The organism is Burkholderia sp. Bp8992 (assembly GCF_003853705.1).
GTDB lineage: Bacteria > Pseudomonadota > Gammaproteobacteria > Burkholderiales > Burkholderiaceae > Burkholderia.
In genome coordinates this window covers 38,130-55,346 of sequence record NZ_QTQI01000040.1, presented here as the reverse complement: position 1 = coordinate 55,346, position 17,217 = coordinate 38,130, and the positions used below count along the sequence as shown (strand labels likewise).

Annotated in this window: 11 protein-coding genes and 1 pseudogene; 3 read left to right on the top strand and 9 right to left on the bottom strand. The window is 62.1% G+C overall.

What is annotated here, in order from left to right; genetic code table 11:
- Together DIE03_RS35305 and DIE03_RS35300 are read right to left on the bottom strand one after the other, a co-directional pair.
- Window positions 1–449: pseudogene (locus DIE03_RS35305) on the bottom strand (biotin/lipoyl-binding protein); the annotation flags it as partial.
- 226 nt (window positions 450–675) lie between these two features.
- Window positions 676–1,557, bottom strand: coding sequence for a LysR family transcriptional regulator (locus tag DIE03_RS35300; RefSeq protein WP_124456720.1), 882 nt, complete (start codon window positions 1,555–1,557; stop codon window positions 676–678).
- A gap of 606 nt (window positions 1,558–2,163) precedes the next feature.
- Between DIE03_RS35300 and DIE03_RS35295 the strand changes: the two genes are divergently transcribed.
- Window positions 2,164–3,144 carry an AraC family transcriptional regulator gene (locus DIE03_RS35295; protein ID WP_124456719.1) on the top strand — a complete coding sequence of 327 codons (981 nt, stop codon included), beginning with the start codon at window positions 2,164–2,166 and terminating at the stop codon, window positions 3,142–3,144.
- Between the two features lie 266 nt (window positions 3,145–3,410).
- Here the strand turns inward: DIE03_RS35295 and DIE03_RS35290 are convergent, their stop codons facing one another.
- Window positions 3,411–4,361 carry a LysR family transcriptional regulator gene (locus DIE03_RS35290; protein ID WP_124456718.1) on the bottom strand — a complete coding sequence of 317 codons (951 nt, stop codon included), beginning with the start codon at window positions 4,359–4,361 and terminating at the stop codon, window positions 3,411–3,413.
- Between the two features lie 255 nt (window positions 4,362–4,616).
- The gene (locus tag DIE03_RS35285) at window positions 4,617–5,915 is read right to left on the bottom strand and encodes an adenylosuccinate synthase (RefSeq protein ID WP_124456717.1); all 1,299 of its coding nucleotides are present in this window, start codon (window positions 5,913–5,915) and stop codon (window positions 4,617–4,619) included.
- 140 nt (window positions 5,916–6,055) lie between these two features.
- Here DIE03_RS35285 and gcvA point away from each other — a divergent pair, with 140 nt between their 5' ends.
- Window positions 6,056–6,961 carry a transcriptional regulator GcvA gene (gene gcvA / locus DIE03_RS35280; protein ID WP_124456716.1) on the top strand — a complete coding sequence of 302 codons (906 nt, stop codon included), beginning with the start codon at window positions 6,056–6,058 and terminating at the stop codon, window positions 6,959–6,961.
- A gap of 151 nt (window positions 6,962–7,112) precedes the next feature.
- On the opposite strand, the gene DIE03_RS35275 is transcribed toward gcvA, so the two are convergent.
- Window positions 7,113–7,427 carry a DUF4148 domain-containing protein gene (locus tag DIE03_RS35275; RefSeq protein WP_124456725.1) on the bottom strand — a complete coding sequence of 105 codons (315 nt, stop codon included), beginning with the start codon at window positions 7,425–7,427 and terminating at the stop codon, window positions 7,113–7,115.
- 2,504 nt (window positions 7,428–9,931) lie between these two features.
- Here DIE03_RS35275 and DIE03_RS35270 point away from each other — a divergent pair.
- The gene (locus DIE03_RS35270; protein ID WP_124456715.1) at window positions 9,932–11,248 is read left to right on the top strand and encodes a replication initiation protein; all 1,317 of its coding nucleotides are present in this window, start codon (window positions 9,932–9,934) and stop codon (window positions 11,246–11,248) included.
- Between the two features lie 97 nt (window positions 11,249–11,345).
- Here the strand turns inward: DIE03_RS35270 and DIE03_RS35265 are convergent, their stop codons facing one another.
- The 4 genes from DIE03_RS35265 to DIE03_RS35250 form a co-directional block, all read right to left on the bottom strand.
- Window positions 11,346–12,377, bottom strand: a complete 1,032-nt coding sequence (locus tag DIE03_RS35265; RefSeq protein ID WP_124456714.1) for a ParB/RepB/Spo0J family partition protein — start codon at window positions 12,375–12,377, stop codon at window positions 11,346–11,348.
- Window positions 12,370–13,065: a ParA family protein gene (locus DIE03_RS35260; RefSeq protein WP_011350423.1), complete on the bottom strand. Its 696-nt coding sequence runs from the start codon at window positions 13,063–13,065 to the stop codon at window positions 12,370–12,372. The genes DIE03_RS35265 and DIE03_RS35260 overlap by 8 nt, the downstream gene beginning before the upstream one ends.
- A 1,811-nt stretch (window positions 13,066–14,876) precedes the next feature.
- Window positions 14,877–15,893 (bottom strand): AraC family transcriptional regulator, encoded by a 1,017-nt coding sequence (locus tag DIE03_RS35255; protein WP_124456713.1) that lies wholly within the window; start codon window positions 15,891–15,893, stop codon window positions 14,877–14,879.
- Window positions 15,894–16,023: 130 nt separating this feature from the next.
- Complete coding sequence (locus DIE03_RS35250) at window positions 16,024–17,148, bottom strand: MBL fold metallo-hydrolase (protein WP_124456712.1); 1,125 nt, start codon at window positions 17,146–17,148, stop codon at window positions 16,024–16,026.
- Window positions 17,149–17,217 lie beyond the last annotated feature (69 nt).

The window sequence follows — 17,217 nt, the reverse complement described above, 5'->3', positions numbered from 1 at the left end:
GCCTGGCCTTGCGTGGCCACCGCGTTGTCGTAGTCCTGCTTGCTGACCGCGTTCGCGGCGACCAGCACCTTGTAGCGTGCGACCAGCGCGTTCTGCGTGACGAGGTTCGCCTGCGCCCGTGCAAGCGTCGCCTTCGCGCTGTTCAGCGCGGCGACGTAGGGTGCCGGGTCGATCTTGTACAGACGCTGGCCGGCCTTGACGTCGGTGCCTTCGATGAATTCACGGCGCAGCACGATGCCGTCGACCCGTGCGCGGACCTGCGCGACGAGGAATGCACTGGTGCGGCCCGGCAGTTCGGTCACGGCCGGCACGGCTTGCGGCTGAACGGTGACGACGCCGACTTCCGGCGTTTGCGGCGGCGGTGCCGATTCTTTCTTCCCGCACGCGGCCAGGAAAACGGCAGCCGTTGCGGCAGTGATTAAGCGGTATGGAACCCGTTCGACGCGCATGGAGCGACCTCTCACAAATAGACGACCTTCAATGGGAATCACCAGATCTCCTCACGGCCTGCATGCGCGGACGGAATACTGTCGCTTCCGGTCCGCCATCCATGCGGGCGCTTGCTTCGGGTGTACGTTGCACCCTGCGGAGCGTCCGTTTGCCGAACTGCTTCCGAAAAAAGAACGGCGAGTGCGCGGCCCGGTGAGCACGCGTTGCCGTGGAGTCGACCGGCCGCTAGCTCGCGGGCCGGAACGCGGCGCCGGCGAATTCGATGAACGCGCGCGCAGCAGCCGGCAAGTGCGCGGCACGTGTATGCGCGAGCCTCAGCGTGACGGGCGCGAGCGGGCGGACAGGCGCGATACGCACCAGCGTGCCGACCGCCAGATCGGCGTCGACGAGATACGCGGGCAGCACGGCCGCGCCCATGCCGGCCACGGCCAGCCGTCGTGCCATCTCGAGATGGCCGACGCCCGCATTGCCGGCCACCGTGCCTGATCGAATCGCGGCCGCAGGATCGTCGTCGGCCGCCGGCAGCTCGAGCCGGACGGTCGCGAGGTCCGGCCAGTCGCCCGATGCCGCCGCGCCGCCATGTGCGGCGACGTAACCCGGTGCCGCGACGCGCACGGATTCGTACGCCGCCAGCGTATGCAGCGCGTGCGCACCGGACACCGGCATGCCGTCGGTCAGGAACGCGACGTCGATGTCTTCGGCGGTCAGGTCGACATGCGCATCGGTCAGCGTCACGGTCGGCCGCACGTCCGGAAACAGGTGCACGAAGCGATCGAGCAACGCACTCAACTGGCTGAGCCCGAACGCGACCGGTGCGGCCACGCGCAACGCGCCTTCCGGCTTGTCGCCCATTGCGACGAAACGGCCGTCGATCTCGTCGATCGCACCGAGAATCCGCTCGACACGCGCGAGATACAGCTCGCCGATTTCCGTCAGCGACTGGTGGCTCGTGCTGCGTTGAAGCAGGCGCGCACCGAGACGTGTCTCGAGCGCATCGACCAGCCTGCTCGCCATCGCTGTCGACACACGCAGCCGCGTCGCCGCCCGGCGAAATCCGCCTTCCCTTGCCACCGTCACGAATGCCCGAATCGATTGAAGTTGGTCCATTTGTCCGGATTCCCCTGCGCGGACGGCTGCCGTTCCACCGGCGCGCGCCGTCGCGTCACGGTCGATCTGCACCGGCCCGGCCAATGCGGCGGCGCCGACGCCGGCCACGCCAGGTCGGTCGGTACGCTCGCGACGGGCGCGCGCCGGCATGCAACGGACGCAAGCCGGCCTCGGCTGGCCCGATGCACGATCATTCGATAGCAGTCCTGAGTCTTTTCCAGCGGTTCGCGGCGGCGACACGCGCAGCGGCGCCGCCGGCGGCCGCGCAACATGCGACGGTCTTGCCCGCGTCGCCCGAACGCGCTGGAACACATTTCTTTCAGCAGCTGCAATGGTATGAAAACCACCGGACAATGGCTTGCCCGATCCTGCGATTGTTTTGCCTTAATTTCCGAATTTGTGCGCTGCACACCATGCGATGACGGGCGATGCGACCGCCGACCGTGCAGGTCCGGATGATCGGGCTAATTTCCGACAGGTTTAGGCAATCCCGAGCGCGCAACTGGCCGTACGATGTGACCGCCGAGCCGGCGCCCCTGCCTTCACCACGACGGCGAACCGCAGCCGCGCACCTCGCCTAGCTCACTCAGCCCCCGCTCACGCAACATGGAAATCGACGCCCGAACGCCACCGCAACCGCGCACCTCGCCCGATCACGACCCTCGGTCGCCGGCACGGCCGCATGCGGCCCGGCTCGCGGCGCTGATCGCCGCGTACGCGCCGCACGACGGTTCGTTCGACCTCCCGGTGCGCGGCATGCGCATCTCGCGTGCGTCAGTCGCGCCGCCGCAGTGGAACCACGGCGTGCACCACGCGTGCCTGAGCATCGTCGGGCAAGGTGCGAAATCGATGCGGATCGGCGACGACACCTACGCGATCGACGAAGCGCGGATGCTGGTCACGACGGCCGACGTGCCCGTCACCGGCCGCGTGACGCGTGCGGGCCCGGCCGAGCCGTTCCTCTATGCGCAGCTCGAACTCGATCCGGTGCGCATCGCCGCGCTCACGCCGGTTGTCTTTCCGCGCGGACTGCCGAAGGCCGTCGACTACGGCGCGCTCGATACGCTCGACGCTACGCCCGAAATCGTCGACGCCGTCGCGCGGCTGATGCAACTGATCGCGCAACCCGACGATCTCGACCTGATCGCACCGCTGATCGTCGACGAAATCCTGATCCGGCTGCTGCGCGGCCCGTCGGGCGCGCGCGTCGCACAGGTCGGCGAGGCCGGTTCCACGACGCAGCGCATCTCGCGCGCGGTCGCGTGGATTCGCGACCATTACCTCGATCCGATGACGGTCGACTCACTCGCGCGACAGGTCGACATGAGCCCGTCGACCTTCCATCATCACTTCCGTGCGGTCACGTCGATGAGTCCGTTGCAATGCCAGAAGGTGCTGCGGCTGCAGGAGGCGCGCCGCCTGATGTGCCTGTCGGCGATGGATGCGCGGCAGGCGTGCCGCAGCGTAGGCTACGTGAGCGCATCGCAATTCAGCCGCGAATACGCGCGGCTGTTCGGCGATGCGCCGGGTCGCGACGTCGCGAGGCTGCGCGGCGAAGCGGTGCCGCTGTCGCGCGTCGCGCCCTGAATGGGATCGCACACGGCGAGGCTGCTTGTCATGCGCTCGATCGCAGAGCCAGGCCACGCCGTCACGCGAGCGCAGGCGGTGCCACGCATCGAACCAACAATGTTCGATATCGAAAGCGAGCGTTTTCATAAGGGCGAGCCGGTTGCACGGGCAACGTTTCCCGGACCGGGCGTGCAGTCGCGGCCGACATCCACATAAAATACAGGACTGCATATTATTTAACCGGTCAAGAAACGCGCGGCCCTCGCGCAGCAGCCATCGCTGAATCAGGAATGACGTGACGCGCACGACGCGGTCAGCGCAGCCTCGTCGGCAGCCAGCAACTCGGGCACGCATTCGCGCAGGAAATCGACGAATGTGCGGATCTTCGCGTCGAGATACTGGCGCGACGCATACAGCGTATAGACCGTCAGCTTCTGCAGCCGGTATTCGGGCAGCACACGCACCAGCGCGCCGCTCGCGAGCCCGGGCAGCGCGGCCGACATCGGCAGCGAGCCGATCCCGAGGCCGGCACGCAGCGCGGCACCGAGCGCATCGGCGATGTTGACCTGGAAATCCGGCAACGGCAGTTCGAACGTTTCGCGTCCGTTGGGGCCGTCGAGATGCCAGCGATCGCGCGGAAAGAGCGGCGTGACGATCTGCAGGCACGCATGCCCTTCGAGGTCGCTCACCGTGCGCGGCGTGCCGCGCGCCTGCAGGTACGCGGGTGACGCGCACAGCACGCTGCCCACGTCGCCGAGCCGCTGCGACACGAGCCCGGAATCGGGCAGCTCGGTCGTGCTCAACTGCAGAGATACGTCGTAGCCTTCGTCGATGATGTCGGGCACGTGCTGCGACAGCGTCAGTTCAACCGCGACCGACGGATAGCGTTCGCGGTAGCGCACGACCGCGGGCACCACGTAGGACTGGCCGAAACTCGTCGTCGCGTGAACGTGCAGCCGTCCTGACGGTTTCGCCTGTGCGTCGGCCGCCTCGGCTTCCGCTTCGTCGATATAGCCGAGGATGCGCTGGCAGCGGTCGAGATAGCGCTGCCCCGCATCGGTCAGCGCAATGCGGCGCGTGCTGCGATTGAGCAGGCGCGTGCGCAGATGCGTTTCGAGCTGTGCGACCGAACGCGATGCGTAGGCCGTCGTGATGTCCAGGCGATGGGCCGCGCTCGTGAAACTGCCCTCCTCCGCGACCCGGACAAAAATGCGCATCATCTGTAACGTGTCCATCGACCTGTCCCCGGGATTGAGATCACGTCGCGCCGCCGTGCGGCCTGGGTGCCGGCGGCTCCGGCACAGGCCGGTCTGGCGCGAATTGTGCGGAACAGTACAGCAGCGCTGCAGGCGTGTCCAGTTCGCCGTACGCGGCGTGATCCGGATGCCGAATCGTGCCGCGAAACCGCTCGTCGCGTGCATCCGGGCCGGCAAAAACGACCCGCCTGCCGCGACGCCGCAGCGCAATTTACGTCCTTCCTGTCTCGCCCGTTACGCAGCCGCCGCCGCATCGAAAGGATTGCGCAACACGATCGTGTCGTCGCGTTCCGCACCGGTCGTGATCATCGACACCGGCGCGCCCGCGACCGCTTCGATGCGCGCGATGAAATCCTGCGCGGCGCGCGGCAGCGCCGCACGCTCGCGCACGCCCTTCACGGTGCCGTGCCAGCCGTCGAATCGTTCGTACACAGGCTTCGCGCGCGACTGCGCATCGAGGCTTGCGGGAAGATGGTCGACACGCGCACCGTCGAGTTCGTAACCGATGCACAGCTCGATCGACTCGAAGCCGTCGAGCACGTCGAGCTTCGTGAGCGCGAGCGAATCGATGCCCGAGATCCTGACGGCCTGGCGCAGTTGTGCCGCATCGAGCCAGCCGCAGCGTCGCGGCCGGCCGGTATTGACGCCGAATTCCTGCCCGCGCGCGCGCAGCGTTTCGCCAGTGACGTCGTCCAGCTCCGTGAGGAACGGGCCGCCGCCGACACGCGTCGCATACGCCTTGGTCACACCCAGCACATGGCCGAGCTTCGATGCTCCCAGCCCGGTGCCGGCCGCCGCGGCCGACGCCACGGTGCCCGACGACGTCACGAACGGGTACGTGCCCCAGTCGATATCCAGCATCACCGCCTGCGAACCCTCGAACAGGATGCGCTCGCCGCGATCGGTCGCGTCGTTGAGGTCGGCCCAGACAGGACGGACGAACGGCAGGATCTTCGGCGCGAGATCGACCAGCGTCGCCAACATCGCGTCGCGGTCATATTCGTCGAGCCCCAGGCCGCGGAACCACGCGTTGTGATGGTCGACGAGCACGTCAAGCTTGGCGGCAAGCCGGCCGGACTCCGCGAGATCGCCGACGCGCAGCCCGCGGCGCCCGACCTTGTCCTCGTAGGCCGGCCCGATCCCGCGCAGCGTGGTGCCGATCGGTTCCCGGCGCAGACGCTCCTGCGCCTGGTCGATTGCCCGGTGAATCGGCAGCACCAGCGTCGCGTTCTCGGCGATCGACAGATTGTCAGGCGTCACCGACAGCCCGAGCTCGGCCATCCGCCCGATTTCCGCGAGCAGCGCTTCCGGATCGAGCGCCACGCCGTTGCCGATCGCGCCGCGCTTGCCGCGCACGACGCCGCTCGGCAGGAGCGCGAGTTTGTACGTCTTGCCGCCGACGACCAGCGTATGGCCCGCGTTGTGGCCGCCGTTGTAGCGCGCGACGACATCGGCCTGGGCCGCCAGCCAGTCCACGACGCGCCCTTTACCCTCGTCGCCCCATTGGGCACCCACTACCACCACGTTCGGCATGCTCCGCACTCCATGTGAGAAATTCAGACACTCGCTCGGCCGAGCCGGCCGTTTGTGTGCCATATTGGCGGAGCTGTATCGCCCGATCAAACGATTAAACCTGAACCTTCGCGTGAAGAAATATCACACGAAACAAAGTAATGGCCCGACGACTCCCTCCGTTGAATTCACTGCGCGCGTTCGAAGCCGCCGCACGACTCGGCAGCTTCACGCTGGCCGCCGACGAGCTGTGCGTGACGCACGGCGCAATCAGCCGGCACGTGCAGCAACTGGAGGCGTGGCTCGGGCGGCCGTTGTTCGAACGCCACAACCGGCGCGTCGAGCTGACCGACGCCGGCCGGGCCTATCTCGCCGAAGTCGGCGCATCGTTCGACCGGATCGCGCTCGCCACCGCGCAGCACTTCGGCCACGCGCAGCAGCGCGTGCTGCGCGTCAGCGCGCCCGCCACGTTTTCGCTGCGCTGGCTCGTGCCGAAGCTGTCGTCGTTCCAGGTCGCCCATCCGGCCATCGAGGTGCGGTTGTCGACGTCAAACGAGCCGATCGATAAATTGCGCGACAAGGTCGACCTGATCGTTCGCGGTGGCCCGCAGGCCGTCGACGGTTACGTCGCCGAGGAATTCCTGTCCGAAGTGCGGCTGCCGGTGTGTGCGCCGAAGTTGCTGGAGGGTCGGCCGCTGGACACGCCCGCCGATCTCGCAGGCTTTACGCTGCTGCACGCGGCAACCTATCCCGGCATGTGGCCCGAGTGGCTCGCGGCGGCCGGGCATCCGAATCTCGTGCCGCGGCACTCGCTCACGCTCGAGCATTTCTACCTGACACTGCAAGGCGCGCTCGACGGGCTCGGGGTCGCAATGGGGCCGATCGCGCTCGTCGCCGACGACATCGCCGAAGGCCGGCTCGTGCAGCCGTTCAGCGAACCGGCACTGCCGCCCTGGCGCTACTTCACGTACGTGGCAGCCGCACGCGCGAACGACGATGCCGTGCGTGCATTCAAGGACTGGCTGAAAACGACGGGGAACGCGACCGCGCCGGACGCGCGACACTGACCGCTTCGAGATGCCGGTCGTGCGTGGCGATAAAAGAAGGATTCCAAATCAAATGACGAAAATTCACGGAACGTGATTTTCAGTGTGCGTCGCGTGATCGCGATGCATGCGGCAACCCGCGGTGCGAGCCGCGGCTTGCCGCCAACGACGCTTACTGGCTTGCTGCAGCGCCGGCTTTCTTCTCCGCGTTCTGCAGGTTCTGCGGATAGTTCGGATCATTGGCCGCCGGCTTGTAACCGGCATCTTCGAGTTTCTTCAGCTCGGCGGTGTTCTTCGCACGGGCGGCCTTGTGCTCGGCCTTGCGTTTGGCCCTGGCCGCCTTGCGTGCCTCGCTCTTCGCTGCCTTGGCATCCTGTGCAGCAGGTGCGCTGGCGGCGTCGGTCTGCGCAAACGCAGGAACGGCCGAGCCGAACAGGAAAGCGGCTGCAGTAGCAGCCAGCGCAAATTTTCTGATCTGGATTTGCATCGCTGAACTCTCTTTTTTGATGACTATCACGGATTGAAAAACCATCGAGATACCGCCCCTGCCCTGATCAGTCGTCATGTCGCGATCAGGACCTGTGCATCATAACCGTGTCGTGAAAAATGTGGCGCGAACGTGATGTTGATGACGGAATCGGGATACGCGTATGGGAGATGACGGGAACCCTGCACGGCCGTCGCGTGATAGAGACAGGGACGCCGTATCGCACGCTCCGGTGACTGCAACGAATATGCACGCACAGTTCGATGCGCGACATCGACGGCTGTTTCACCGGTGGTGATGTCGACACGCTCATGCGTGACGTGAGCCGCCTCGCGCATCCATGATCACCGCAGCAGCGGTCGACGTGTGCATTACGTTGTCGTTCGACGCGGCTCGAGCGACGGTTCCTCCCATAAACGACCACGATTCGGTTTGTCCGACAATCGAAACGATCGCATTGCGTCGCCACGCTGTGATGTGGGTGGTTACCTATGGCTTTGGTTACCTGTCGCGGTGCAGGTCGTCACCGACAGGCACGTATGACGAAAAGCCGAACACTGTGCGTGCGGTGAAGACGTTGACCCGCATCGCTTCACGCATGCGTCGAGGGACCGTGCGAAGGCATGGTGCCCGTCTGGCAGAGGTTGCTCCGGCGCTGAAGTCGAGACAAGGCTTGTTGATTCGTGATGCTGTGTCGGTGGATACACCACGGACAGTTTGCCTTTGCCACAGGTTTTTCATTTGACTGGTTCGATGGTGCGTCAGCTGGACGGCACTGCAATTTTCACAGCTTGCCGATACCTGCGGCGATGCCTGATCGGTGAGCTTTTACGGGATCTCGAAATTCCGGAAGGTGAGCATGTTCGGGAGCCATCCGCGGTTCGACTACGGTGAGCTTCTTCGTCGACCGTATCTTCACGTCGGCGCATAACGATCTCCGGATCGGTCCAGGAGCCGGCAACCTGTGCGAATGGCGAGTAGGCATGACGCTCATTCCTGGTCGGTTGTGCGGGCCCCTCGTAGCTTGCCAGGGACACAGCGCGACGCGTCGGTTGGGGCAAAGGTAGAAAATTGGACCGCTGCTGCATGACGAAGCAGCCGGAAATGGTTTCCCCTGCGCACAGTCCACAGGCTAAATTTGTCGAAAAGCGCCGGCGGGCGATCGGTAAAAACTTGTCCACGGACACGCATGCGTGAGGACAAAAAACCACACGCATGCAGTCCGGGATGATTTCGAACTGTAGCTTGCGCGGATCCGTAGATGTCCGCCGCCTCGGTCGCGAACCTCCTCTGCCGGCTAATCCATGGTGCGCAGGCGATCATGAAGTGGATTCGTGGGTCCCATAAACGGGAACCTGTATGCCAAATCGGAGGACTTTTTCGCGATTTCCTCCCATAGGTTTCTACGTTTCGGCGTTTGTGAGTAGGCACTCACCTCTGCCGGGAGCCTTGTCAGGCCTGAAATCCCGGTGAAACAAGTCACCAACCTCGTGTTCGCAGGCCTGGATCGAAGGGTCGACACGCCTTCCGTACCACAGACGGCTCCCATTGGTAGCGGTTTATGGGGTTCGTCTTTCTGTGGCAGCGCACGTGTGTTTACATCTTTTGTAAACCACGTTTACTTCTTTAACTACTTTTAGCCGGCTCACAGCCTTGTGCCACAAGGGTTTGAGGGGGGTTCGGTACCCATTTATGGGAGCACAGGTGGAAAGGTCTGGGGTTTCAGGTCTGTGGATTTGGGGAATGGGGTACCGCGTTGTGGGGAATCAGGGTTGTGGATATGGGGCAAGCGTACCCGGTTATGGGAAAGCGATCATGATTCGCCCAGGGTAGTCATCTATGGGAACGTACGAAGGTAGCCTTTTATGGGGCAGTTTTCTTGATCCTCTAATGCTTTGACGCACAGGGATTTTCTTCGGGTAGCCGGTTATGGGGAGTCTCAAAGGTACCTTTTTATGGGAGAAAGTTCAGCGGGATTGGCTGCATTTCTCGTCGGTGCTCCGGAAAGCTTTCGTATGGACTGGATCGTTGGCGCAGATAGGTTACCTGCTATGGGGAAAACCAATGGTTACCATTTATGGGAGCGATTTTCATCGTCCTGATCGAAAACAACCCCATCGACGAAGCTGACAGGTTCCCTCCTATGGGAAACGATGAAGGTAGCAAGTTATGGGAGAAAACACGGCTGTGCTGCAGGGCACCACGAATCCGGCCGGCGATCTCGATTCCGGACGTTTGTCTCCCATGAATGGTTACCTTCCGCAGGGCAAATCTCGTGCCGGGTTTCGATGCCCGGACATCAAAGGTAGCGGCTTTTGGGAGGTATTTTTTTCCAAAGGTAGATGGATATGGGGTTCCCTGCAGGCCTGAAAATCATTTATTTCCCTTTAGGATCATATAATTATGAGCGATAGTGAAAGTGATGCTGGAGAAATGGCGTTGCCCCGCAGCGAGAAAAGGTATAAAGTCCGCTATCACCAAGGTCACCTTATCCGGACATCACGATGCCGCGCAAGCCCGCAAGCAAAGGCTCCGACAAACAGGTTTCGCTGTTTCAGACACCCGAGCCTCCCGACTTGCTGCGCAAGGCGGTCCAGGCGATTCATATCGCGCCCAAGTCGGGGAAGATCGGGCTGCAGCAGCGCAAGATGTTCAGTTCGCTGATCAAGAATGCACTTCGGCAGGAGGCGTTCGAGCCTGGCCGGACGAGCTTCTCGATCTCGATCGCGTCGCTTTCGCACGAGAGCGGGCTGAACAGCAACAACACGAAGTACGTGAAGGACACGGTCAACTCGCTGATCAGTACCGTCGTCAACTGGGACTACCTGGCCGCCGACCGTTCGACGGTCTGGAAAGCGTCGGGCCTGCTCGCCGGCGCGGAGCTCGAGCAATCGGTGCTGAAGTACAGCTTCTCCGACCAGATTCGCAGCGAACTGCTGAACCCCGAAATCTACGCGCTGATCGATATGCGGATCGCTCGCGAATTCCGGCGGTCGCACTCGCTGGCGCTGTGGGAAAACACGGTGCGCTACGAAGGGATTGGCATCACCGCGAAGATCCCGCTGCCGAAATTCCGGGACCTCATTCTCGGCCAGGACAAGGCATCGCAGTCGTACAAGGAGTACAAGCTGTTCAAGAGCAAGGTCCTGGTGCCGTGCATTCAGGAGGTGAACGAAGTATCGGATCACACGCTCGAGTTGATCGAACACAAGTCCGGCCGCAGCGTGGAAGCCGTGCAATTCAAGGTGACGCGCAAGCAGAGCGCCGATACGGTGGAGGACGGCGACGTCAAGAACGAAGCGCTGGTCGAGGAAGTCGCCAAGTTCGGCATTCCACGTTCGGAGGCGCGCCGGCTGATCACGCAATACGGCGCGCAGCGCATCAAGGCGGCGATCGCCTATACGCTCAATCGGACTACGAAGAAGAATGCGGCGCCGGTCGACAACGTGGCCGCGTATTTCCGCAAGGCACTGACGCACGGCTATACGCTGGCGGACGGGCAGGGAACCGAGACGGCCGCACCGGCGAAGGAATCCGCGCAGAGCAAGCAGGAGCAGATTCGCGACAAATATCTGGCGGCGAAGGTCGAGGAAGCCGGCGCGTATTTCCGCGAGCTGGAGATCGACGACCAGACCAAGCTGCTCGAACGCTATAACGAGACGGTAGTGGGCTCGAAAGACCTGACGCTGTCGCCGAAGAAGAAGGCGAGCAAGCTCGCGCAGACCAGCTTCTTCCGATGGCTGGCACTGGATACCTGGGGCGAACCGACCTCGGACGACCTGCTGGAATTCCTGCTCAAAAGCAGTCTCGCAGGCAACTGATCAAGGCCTCGCGGCCGCGGGCGCGTCGTGCGCCGGACTTTGTGGTCGTCCGGCTTCGCGATGCAAGGCGGATGCGAGGCCTTCTGCTTTTGGCGCGTTACTTTTGCGCGGCCGTCGCCAGCTCGGCGACGTAGGCATCGATGACGGTCTTGAGCTGGTCGGCAAGCGCTTCCTGATGGGACGCGTCAACGCCCTTGAGCTGCAGATCCAGACGGCCGTCGGGGTAGGTCTTCAACTGGCCGATCGCGCGCGACTCGAGCGCGAAGTCGTGACGAACGCTGTAACGCGTGCGCCCCGTTTTCTTGTTGCCGTCGCTCTGCGCCCGCAGGAAATTCTCGAGATCGCGAACCGATTTCTTCCGGTCGATCACGGCCGTCAGCAGCCGGTCGGCCGTCGGCTCGCCCAGGCGCTCGAAGATCAGCTTCAGGAAGTACGCCGCCTGCAGGCCGACCACGTCATTCGCACTGGCCATCCGCTCCAGCAGCGTGTTGGGCAGCGCATTGAGCGACAGCGTCTTGCTGATCGATGCCTTGTCCTTGCCGATCTTTTCCGCGAGCGTGTTCTGGTCGGAAAATACCTTTTCGTCGAGGAGGCGCTTCCATGCAACCGCATCGTCGAAGATCGTCTGGCGTTCGTGGTCGTGGTTCGCGCGATACGCGATCGTGTAGAGCTGCTCGGGCGTGTGATCCGTGCGGAACGTGGCGTTGATGGTCTCGTCGCCATTGATGCTCGTCGCGCGCAGCCGGCGTTGCCCGTCGATCACGACGAGCTTGCCGGGAAATTCCGGGAGCCGCGTGACCTTGATCGGCTCGATCTGCCCTTCCCGTTTCAACGTGAGCGCGAGCTCGTGCAGGCTCGATTCCGAGTAGAACACGCGCGGGTTGAACGGGTTCGGGATGCAGTCCTTGACCAGCACCTTCTGCGGCGCGCCAAGATCCGGCGTGTCGGCGGGCGTGACTGCGGCCGGGGCGCCCGCAGGCGCTGTCTCGACGGCGACATTTGCAACGGCCGCCGGTTCGGGCAGCCTCGTCTCGAGTGCCGCATTTTCCTGCGCGAGTCCGCGCAGCAGGCCGGCGGCGAGGTGCAGGTTGCCAGTCGGCTTCTTGTCTTTCGAAGTGTCCTTAGCCATGGGCGGCTCCGGTAGCGCGCGTCGACGCGATGTATTGGGCCATTTCCGTGACCAGCTTTTCGATTTCCGCACGGGCTTCTTTCAGGCCCTTCAGATATCGATTGTGATGGTGGATCGTGGTGCCGAGCGCGAATGTCTGACGGTAGACCTCGCGTTGAGCGATCTGGCTGTCGAGCAGATGCTCCCCTATTTCTTCCGCTCTTAGAATTTTTAAAATTTCTTCACGCATTTTAGTTTTTCCATTGACACTATTTAGCATCAATGCGGAAGAAAGATTAGGGTTTCGAACGGAACGCATGGACTCGATCATGCGGATCATCGCGACGGTGCTGTACAGGTCGGCCGGCGACGGTGACAGCGGCACCAGGCAAAAGTCGGCGACTTCAAGGACGGATGCGATGCGCGGATCTTCGAGGTTGCCGGGACAGTCGACGACGATCACGTCGAAGTTCGCGTCCTGCTTCTTGATCTCGCCACCGATGCCGCGGCCAGCAGGGGCCAGCGAAAGGACCGTCATCGGCAGCGTGTTCTCGCCGCTCGTGACCCAGCGGACAGAAGTGCCTTGAGGGTCGGCATCGATCAGGGCCACCTTGTTGCCGCCGGCTTCGAACGCAGCCGCGATGTTGACGGAGATGGTCGTCTTCCCAGTCCCACCTTTTTGATTACTGACGGCGATCTTGAAAGCCATTAAATTCCTCCAAGGAGTTTTGCGTAATATATGCAGTTACTGAAAAAATGTCCAGAGAAGTATTCAATGCAATGCGAATCTTGATGATCATGTGGTTGTCACGTGACAAGTGGGCCAAATGGCCTACTTGTCATCAGAGATGATTGTTCAAGTAAAAATAAATTTTTGATCGCTCTACCAATACATCCCTAGAGATTCGAAAAAGTCACTTGTTCTAATGTCGACGACGAAGATGAAACATGAAAGACGACTGTCGTGACATTTTTCTATTTCGTTCTCAGCACACTGCGGTTCTGATTAGCAGGAATCTCGAACGTCGATGAGGTTTGTAGTTGTCACGTGACAAGACGCTAGTAATCGATTCGTGTCGATGTGTACATCGCCAGAAAATTTCAAATCCGGTCGTGGCGTCGGTGCAGACAACTCTGGTTCTACATCCGAAATACGGTTTTTGAGTTGTGTACGGCTACCCGCCGCCGAAGCGAGTTGTCACGTGACAAACGGCTCGTGGTGTCGGCCAGGGTTAGCGACACAGCATCTTCCGAAGATAGTGAGATTGAACAGCCTATGGAGCAGAAGCGCAGCCTTCTATTGGCGAGAGGCTTCACAGTCGGTGATTTGCCACTGAATGTGGTTTCCCTCGCCCGATTCGTTGATGAGTTGTCACGTGACAACCGAAACTGCGGGCGTGGCCTCTTGATCGGCTAATCGATAGGGCGCACCCAGTCGTCGCGGGCACGTGCTTGAGGGTGGCGAGTTTGCGAGCGATCTATCGCCCTGTATTCAGCTGCACCACCGACTACTCACTCGAGCGCGCGTTTGTTCAAGCATGAGCCACGTGGTCACCCGGACAGAGCAACCGTTGTAGTGTGGATGTGTCGCTGTTGATATGTCCCCATTTATGCAAAGGGTACCATCGTCTCATCTCGTCACGCTGCCGGTAGGGGAGAGGCGCTGCTTTGTTGTGCGCCGGCGTTGCCGCCAAAGTATCCCGACGTCGATCTACGGCCGCGGCGTACGCGAGCGGGTCAAATCGGCGCGAAACTACGTGTCGAAGGATTTGCAACAACGCTACCGGGCGTATCGTGAAACATTTTCGAGAAATGGGGCATTCTCGGAAATCCTTGTCTGGCAATGGTTTGCGCCACTTTCTTCATGTTGTTTCACGCTAATTGAACAAAACCGCTCGCGGAAATAGGGGCGCATGATATTTTCGCCCGCTGTTGCCAGCGTCGAACCCGCAAACCCCATGATATGTATTTTTTAATACGTATTTAGTGGTTATCGATACGATTTACAGCAACCTAGGTCTACGAAAGGCAAATTTGCTACTGCCTGGGGTCCACATGGAACCATGTCGCTGCCCAGACTCGACGCGTAGTCGTGACACTCAACACGAGTTGTCACGTGACAACGCATCATCACATCAATCACCCGATCCGTCGAAACACGGTGTCTCGGGACAAGTCGAGTGATAAGAAATCTGCGCCCGAGAACCTGAACGCTGGGGCAGGTGCTGCGATTGTCGGCAGGGATGGGTGATGGCTGTCTGCAACAGACCGGCATCTGGGCTTGGGTGCGTGGCCCCTTGAATGCGGTCATCAACGCACCCAAGACCTTCAAATGAAATTCCCCGGACCGATGTCGGGCAATTGGTCCTGAGCCGGTATTCCTGAGCGGGCATGACACGCGCGTTCCATTGCGCCCCGCTCGAATCAACTGACTCGATCACACACGCGTGAAACCGATCCAGTCGTTCCGCGGGTTCCGCCAAAGCAGGGCACCCGCATCTCAGAGGCTGTTACCTGCGATCAATGACTTGCTGCGATCGACAGAACGACATCCGTCCCGCCGCGCAAGCTATCGATATCTCGCCGCGGTGAGTTGCCGAACAACCGGCTGTATTCCCGATTGAACTGGGTCGGGCTCGCATACCCGACCCTGAACGATGCCGATGCGGCGTCGAGTCGCTCGGACAGCATCAGCCGACGTGCCTCGTTAAGCCGTATCCATTTCTGGTACTGCAGCGGACTCATGCCCGTGAGTTGGCGGAAGTGGTGATGGAAGGTCGAGCTGCTCATCTGGACTTGCGCCGCGAGATCGTCGACCCGCAACGACTCGTCATAGTGGGCACGCAACCACTGGATCGCGCGCGACACACGGTTGCCCTGGCTACCGGCGGACGCGATCTGACGCAGGCGAGCGCCCTGGTCGCTCGTCAGCAACCGATAGTAGATTTCCCGCTCGACGTATGGGGCGAGAACAGGAATGGCGCTAGGGTCGTCCAGCAACGCCAGCAACCGGTTCAGTGCGTCGTATAGCGGTTCGGTCATGTCGCCGACGACGAGGCCGCGGCCCACGGGGGCATCGTCGCCATCCGGAGCGACCTGCATCATCAGTTCCGCCAGAACGTGAAAATCGAGCTTGAGCCCGATCCCGAGAAACGGCATCTCGTGGCTGGCCTCGATGACCTGTGTCGAACCAGGCAAATCGAGTGACGTGATCAGAAAACGGTTGGCATCGTAAATATAGGCGTCGCCGCTTTGTATGACCCGTTTCGTACCCTGAACGACAAGAGCGAAGCTCGGCTCGACCATGCACTCCATCGGCTGCGTCGGCGCTTCCCTGCGATGAAAACTCAGGTTCGGAATGGTCGTGGTGACGTGATCGGCGCCTTCGGTCCATCTCGCGACGCGCGTTGCGAGCGTTTGCCGTAGTTCGCACATGCGGCTGCGATTGATCGGCTGTTGGTCTGCCTGATTGAATGCAGCGATGGCGACGTCGTCGTCTCGTTGGCCGGATGGGTATCGGACGGGTGCCGGGGGCATGACATCTCTATTCAGGTAATCGGGTGGTCAGGCAGGTCGTCGGTGTGCGGCTGCCGGCAACGCATGCGCCTTTCGTCGGGAGTCGCGGCATGGCCACGCTCCCGGATGGACGGCGCAACGACCGACGGACCTACTTCGTCGCCTGCGACGCGCAAAGCTGCCAGCGGCGCGATTTCGTTACCGGCGCCGTCGCGCGCTCGTCAACCGTGCGCCACCACCGCTCGCCGCGATGCGGTGCGTCGAGATCGAGGCGCTCACCGATCCTGGGTGTCGACAACTCGATGCCGCGCACGAGAGCCAGCGCCGTGACACGCTCGAACGGTTCCTGCCAGCGATGCATGGCGAGATCGAACGTGCCGTTATGGATCGGGACCAGCCAGCGTCCGCGCAAGTCGATGTGCGCCTGCACGGTTTCTTCCGGCTGCATGTGCACATAGGGCCATTGCGCATCATAGGCGCCTGTTTCGATCAGCGTCACGTCGAACGGCCCGAGACGCTCGCCGATCGTCCGGAACCCGTCGAAGTAGCCGGTGTCGCCGCTGAAGAACACACGCAGGTTGTCGTCGACGATGACCCACGATGCCCACAGCGTGCTGTTGCCGTCGAACAGGCTGCGGCCGGAAAAGTGCTGCGCGGGTGTCGCCGTCAGTGTCAGGCCGGCCACGTCGACACTCTCCCACCAGTCGAGCTGACGAACCTTCTTTGCGTCGATACCCCATTCGATCAGGCGATCGCCGACGCCCAGCGTGGTTACGAACACATCGGTGGTTGCGGCAAGCGCCAGTACCGTCTCGCGATCGAGGTGATCGTAGTGGTCATGCGACAGGATCACCCCGCGCAGCGGCGGGAGATCTTCAAGCGCGATCGGCGGCGCATGGAAGCGCTTGGGTCCGATGCGCCGGAACGGCGATGCGCGCTCGGCGAATACGGGGTCGGTCAGCCAGAATTCGCCGCGCAGTTTGAACAGCATCGTCGAATGGCCTAACCGATACAGGCTGCGATCGGGAGCCGCGTCGAGCGCTGCGCGGGTCAGCGAATCGATGGGCAACGCGCCGGTCGGCACGGTGTTGCGCGGCTTGTTGACCAGCATGTTCCACGCGATCCCGAGCGTCTTGCCGAATCCTTCGACGGGGCGCGGTGCGACATTGGTGAAGCGCTCGCCGTTGTGCTGCGGCGAACCGCCGGACAGCGCACGACCGCGCCGGGCGGCTGCGAAACCCAGAATGCGGTGAATCAAAACAAGAGGCGATGCCATGTCGGTTCGTCCGGAGAATAAAGTACACTAAACAGTGTAGTTTATTTTTGGGATAAGTAAACTATCCGG

What these genes read in the sequence shown, in the direction of transcription:
- DIE03_RS35300 (WP_124456720.1), bottom strand. Translation starts at nt 1,557, where the DNA reads ATGGACCAACTTCAATCGATTCGGGCATTCGTGACGGTGGCAAGGGAA.
- DIE03_RS35295 (WP_124456719.1), top strand. Translation starts at nt 2,164, where the DNA reads ATGGAAATCGACGCCCGAACGCCACCGCAACCGCGCACCTCGCCCGAT.
- DIE03_RS35290 (WP_124456718.1), bottom strand. Translation starts at nt 4,361, where the DNA reads ATGGACACGTTACAGATGATGCGCATTTTTGTCCGGGTCGCGGAGGAG.
- DIE03_RS35285 (WP_124456717.1), bottom strand. Translation starts at nt 5,915, where the DNA reads ATGCCGAACGTGGTGGTAGTGGGTGCCCAATGGGGCGACGAGGGTAAA.
- gcvA (WP_124456716.1), top strand. Translation starts at nt 6,056, where the DNA reads ATGGCCCGACGACTCCCTCCGTTGAATTCACTGCGCGCGTTCGAAGCC.
- DIE03_RS35275 (WP_124456725.1), bottom strand. Translation starts at nt 7,427, where the DNA reads ATGCAAATCCAGATCAGAAAATTTGCGCTGGCTGCTACTGCAGCCGCT.
- DIE03_RS35270 (WP_124456715.1), top strand. Translation starts at nt 9,932, where the DNA reads ATGCCGCGCAAGCCCGCAAGCAAAGGCTCCGACAAACAGGTTTCGCTG.
- DIE03_RS35265 (WP_124456714.1), bottom strand. Translation starts at nt 12,377, where the DNA reads ATGGCTAAGGACACTTCGAAAGACAAGAAGCCGACTGGCAACCTGCAC.
- DIE03_RS35260 (WP_011350423.1), bottom strand. Translation starts at nt 13,065, where the DNA reads ATGGCTTTCAAGATCGCCGTCAGTAATCAAAAAGGTGGGACTGGGAAG.
- DIE03_RS35255 (WP_124456713.1), bottom strand. Translation starts at nt 15,893, where the DNA reads ATGCCCCCGGCACCCGTCCGATACCCATCCGGCCAACGAGACGACGAC.
- DIE03_RS35250 (WP_124456712.1), bottom strand. Translation starts at nt 17,148, where the DNA reads ATGGCATCGCCTCTTGTTTTGATTCACCGCATTCTGGGTTTCGCAGCC.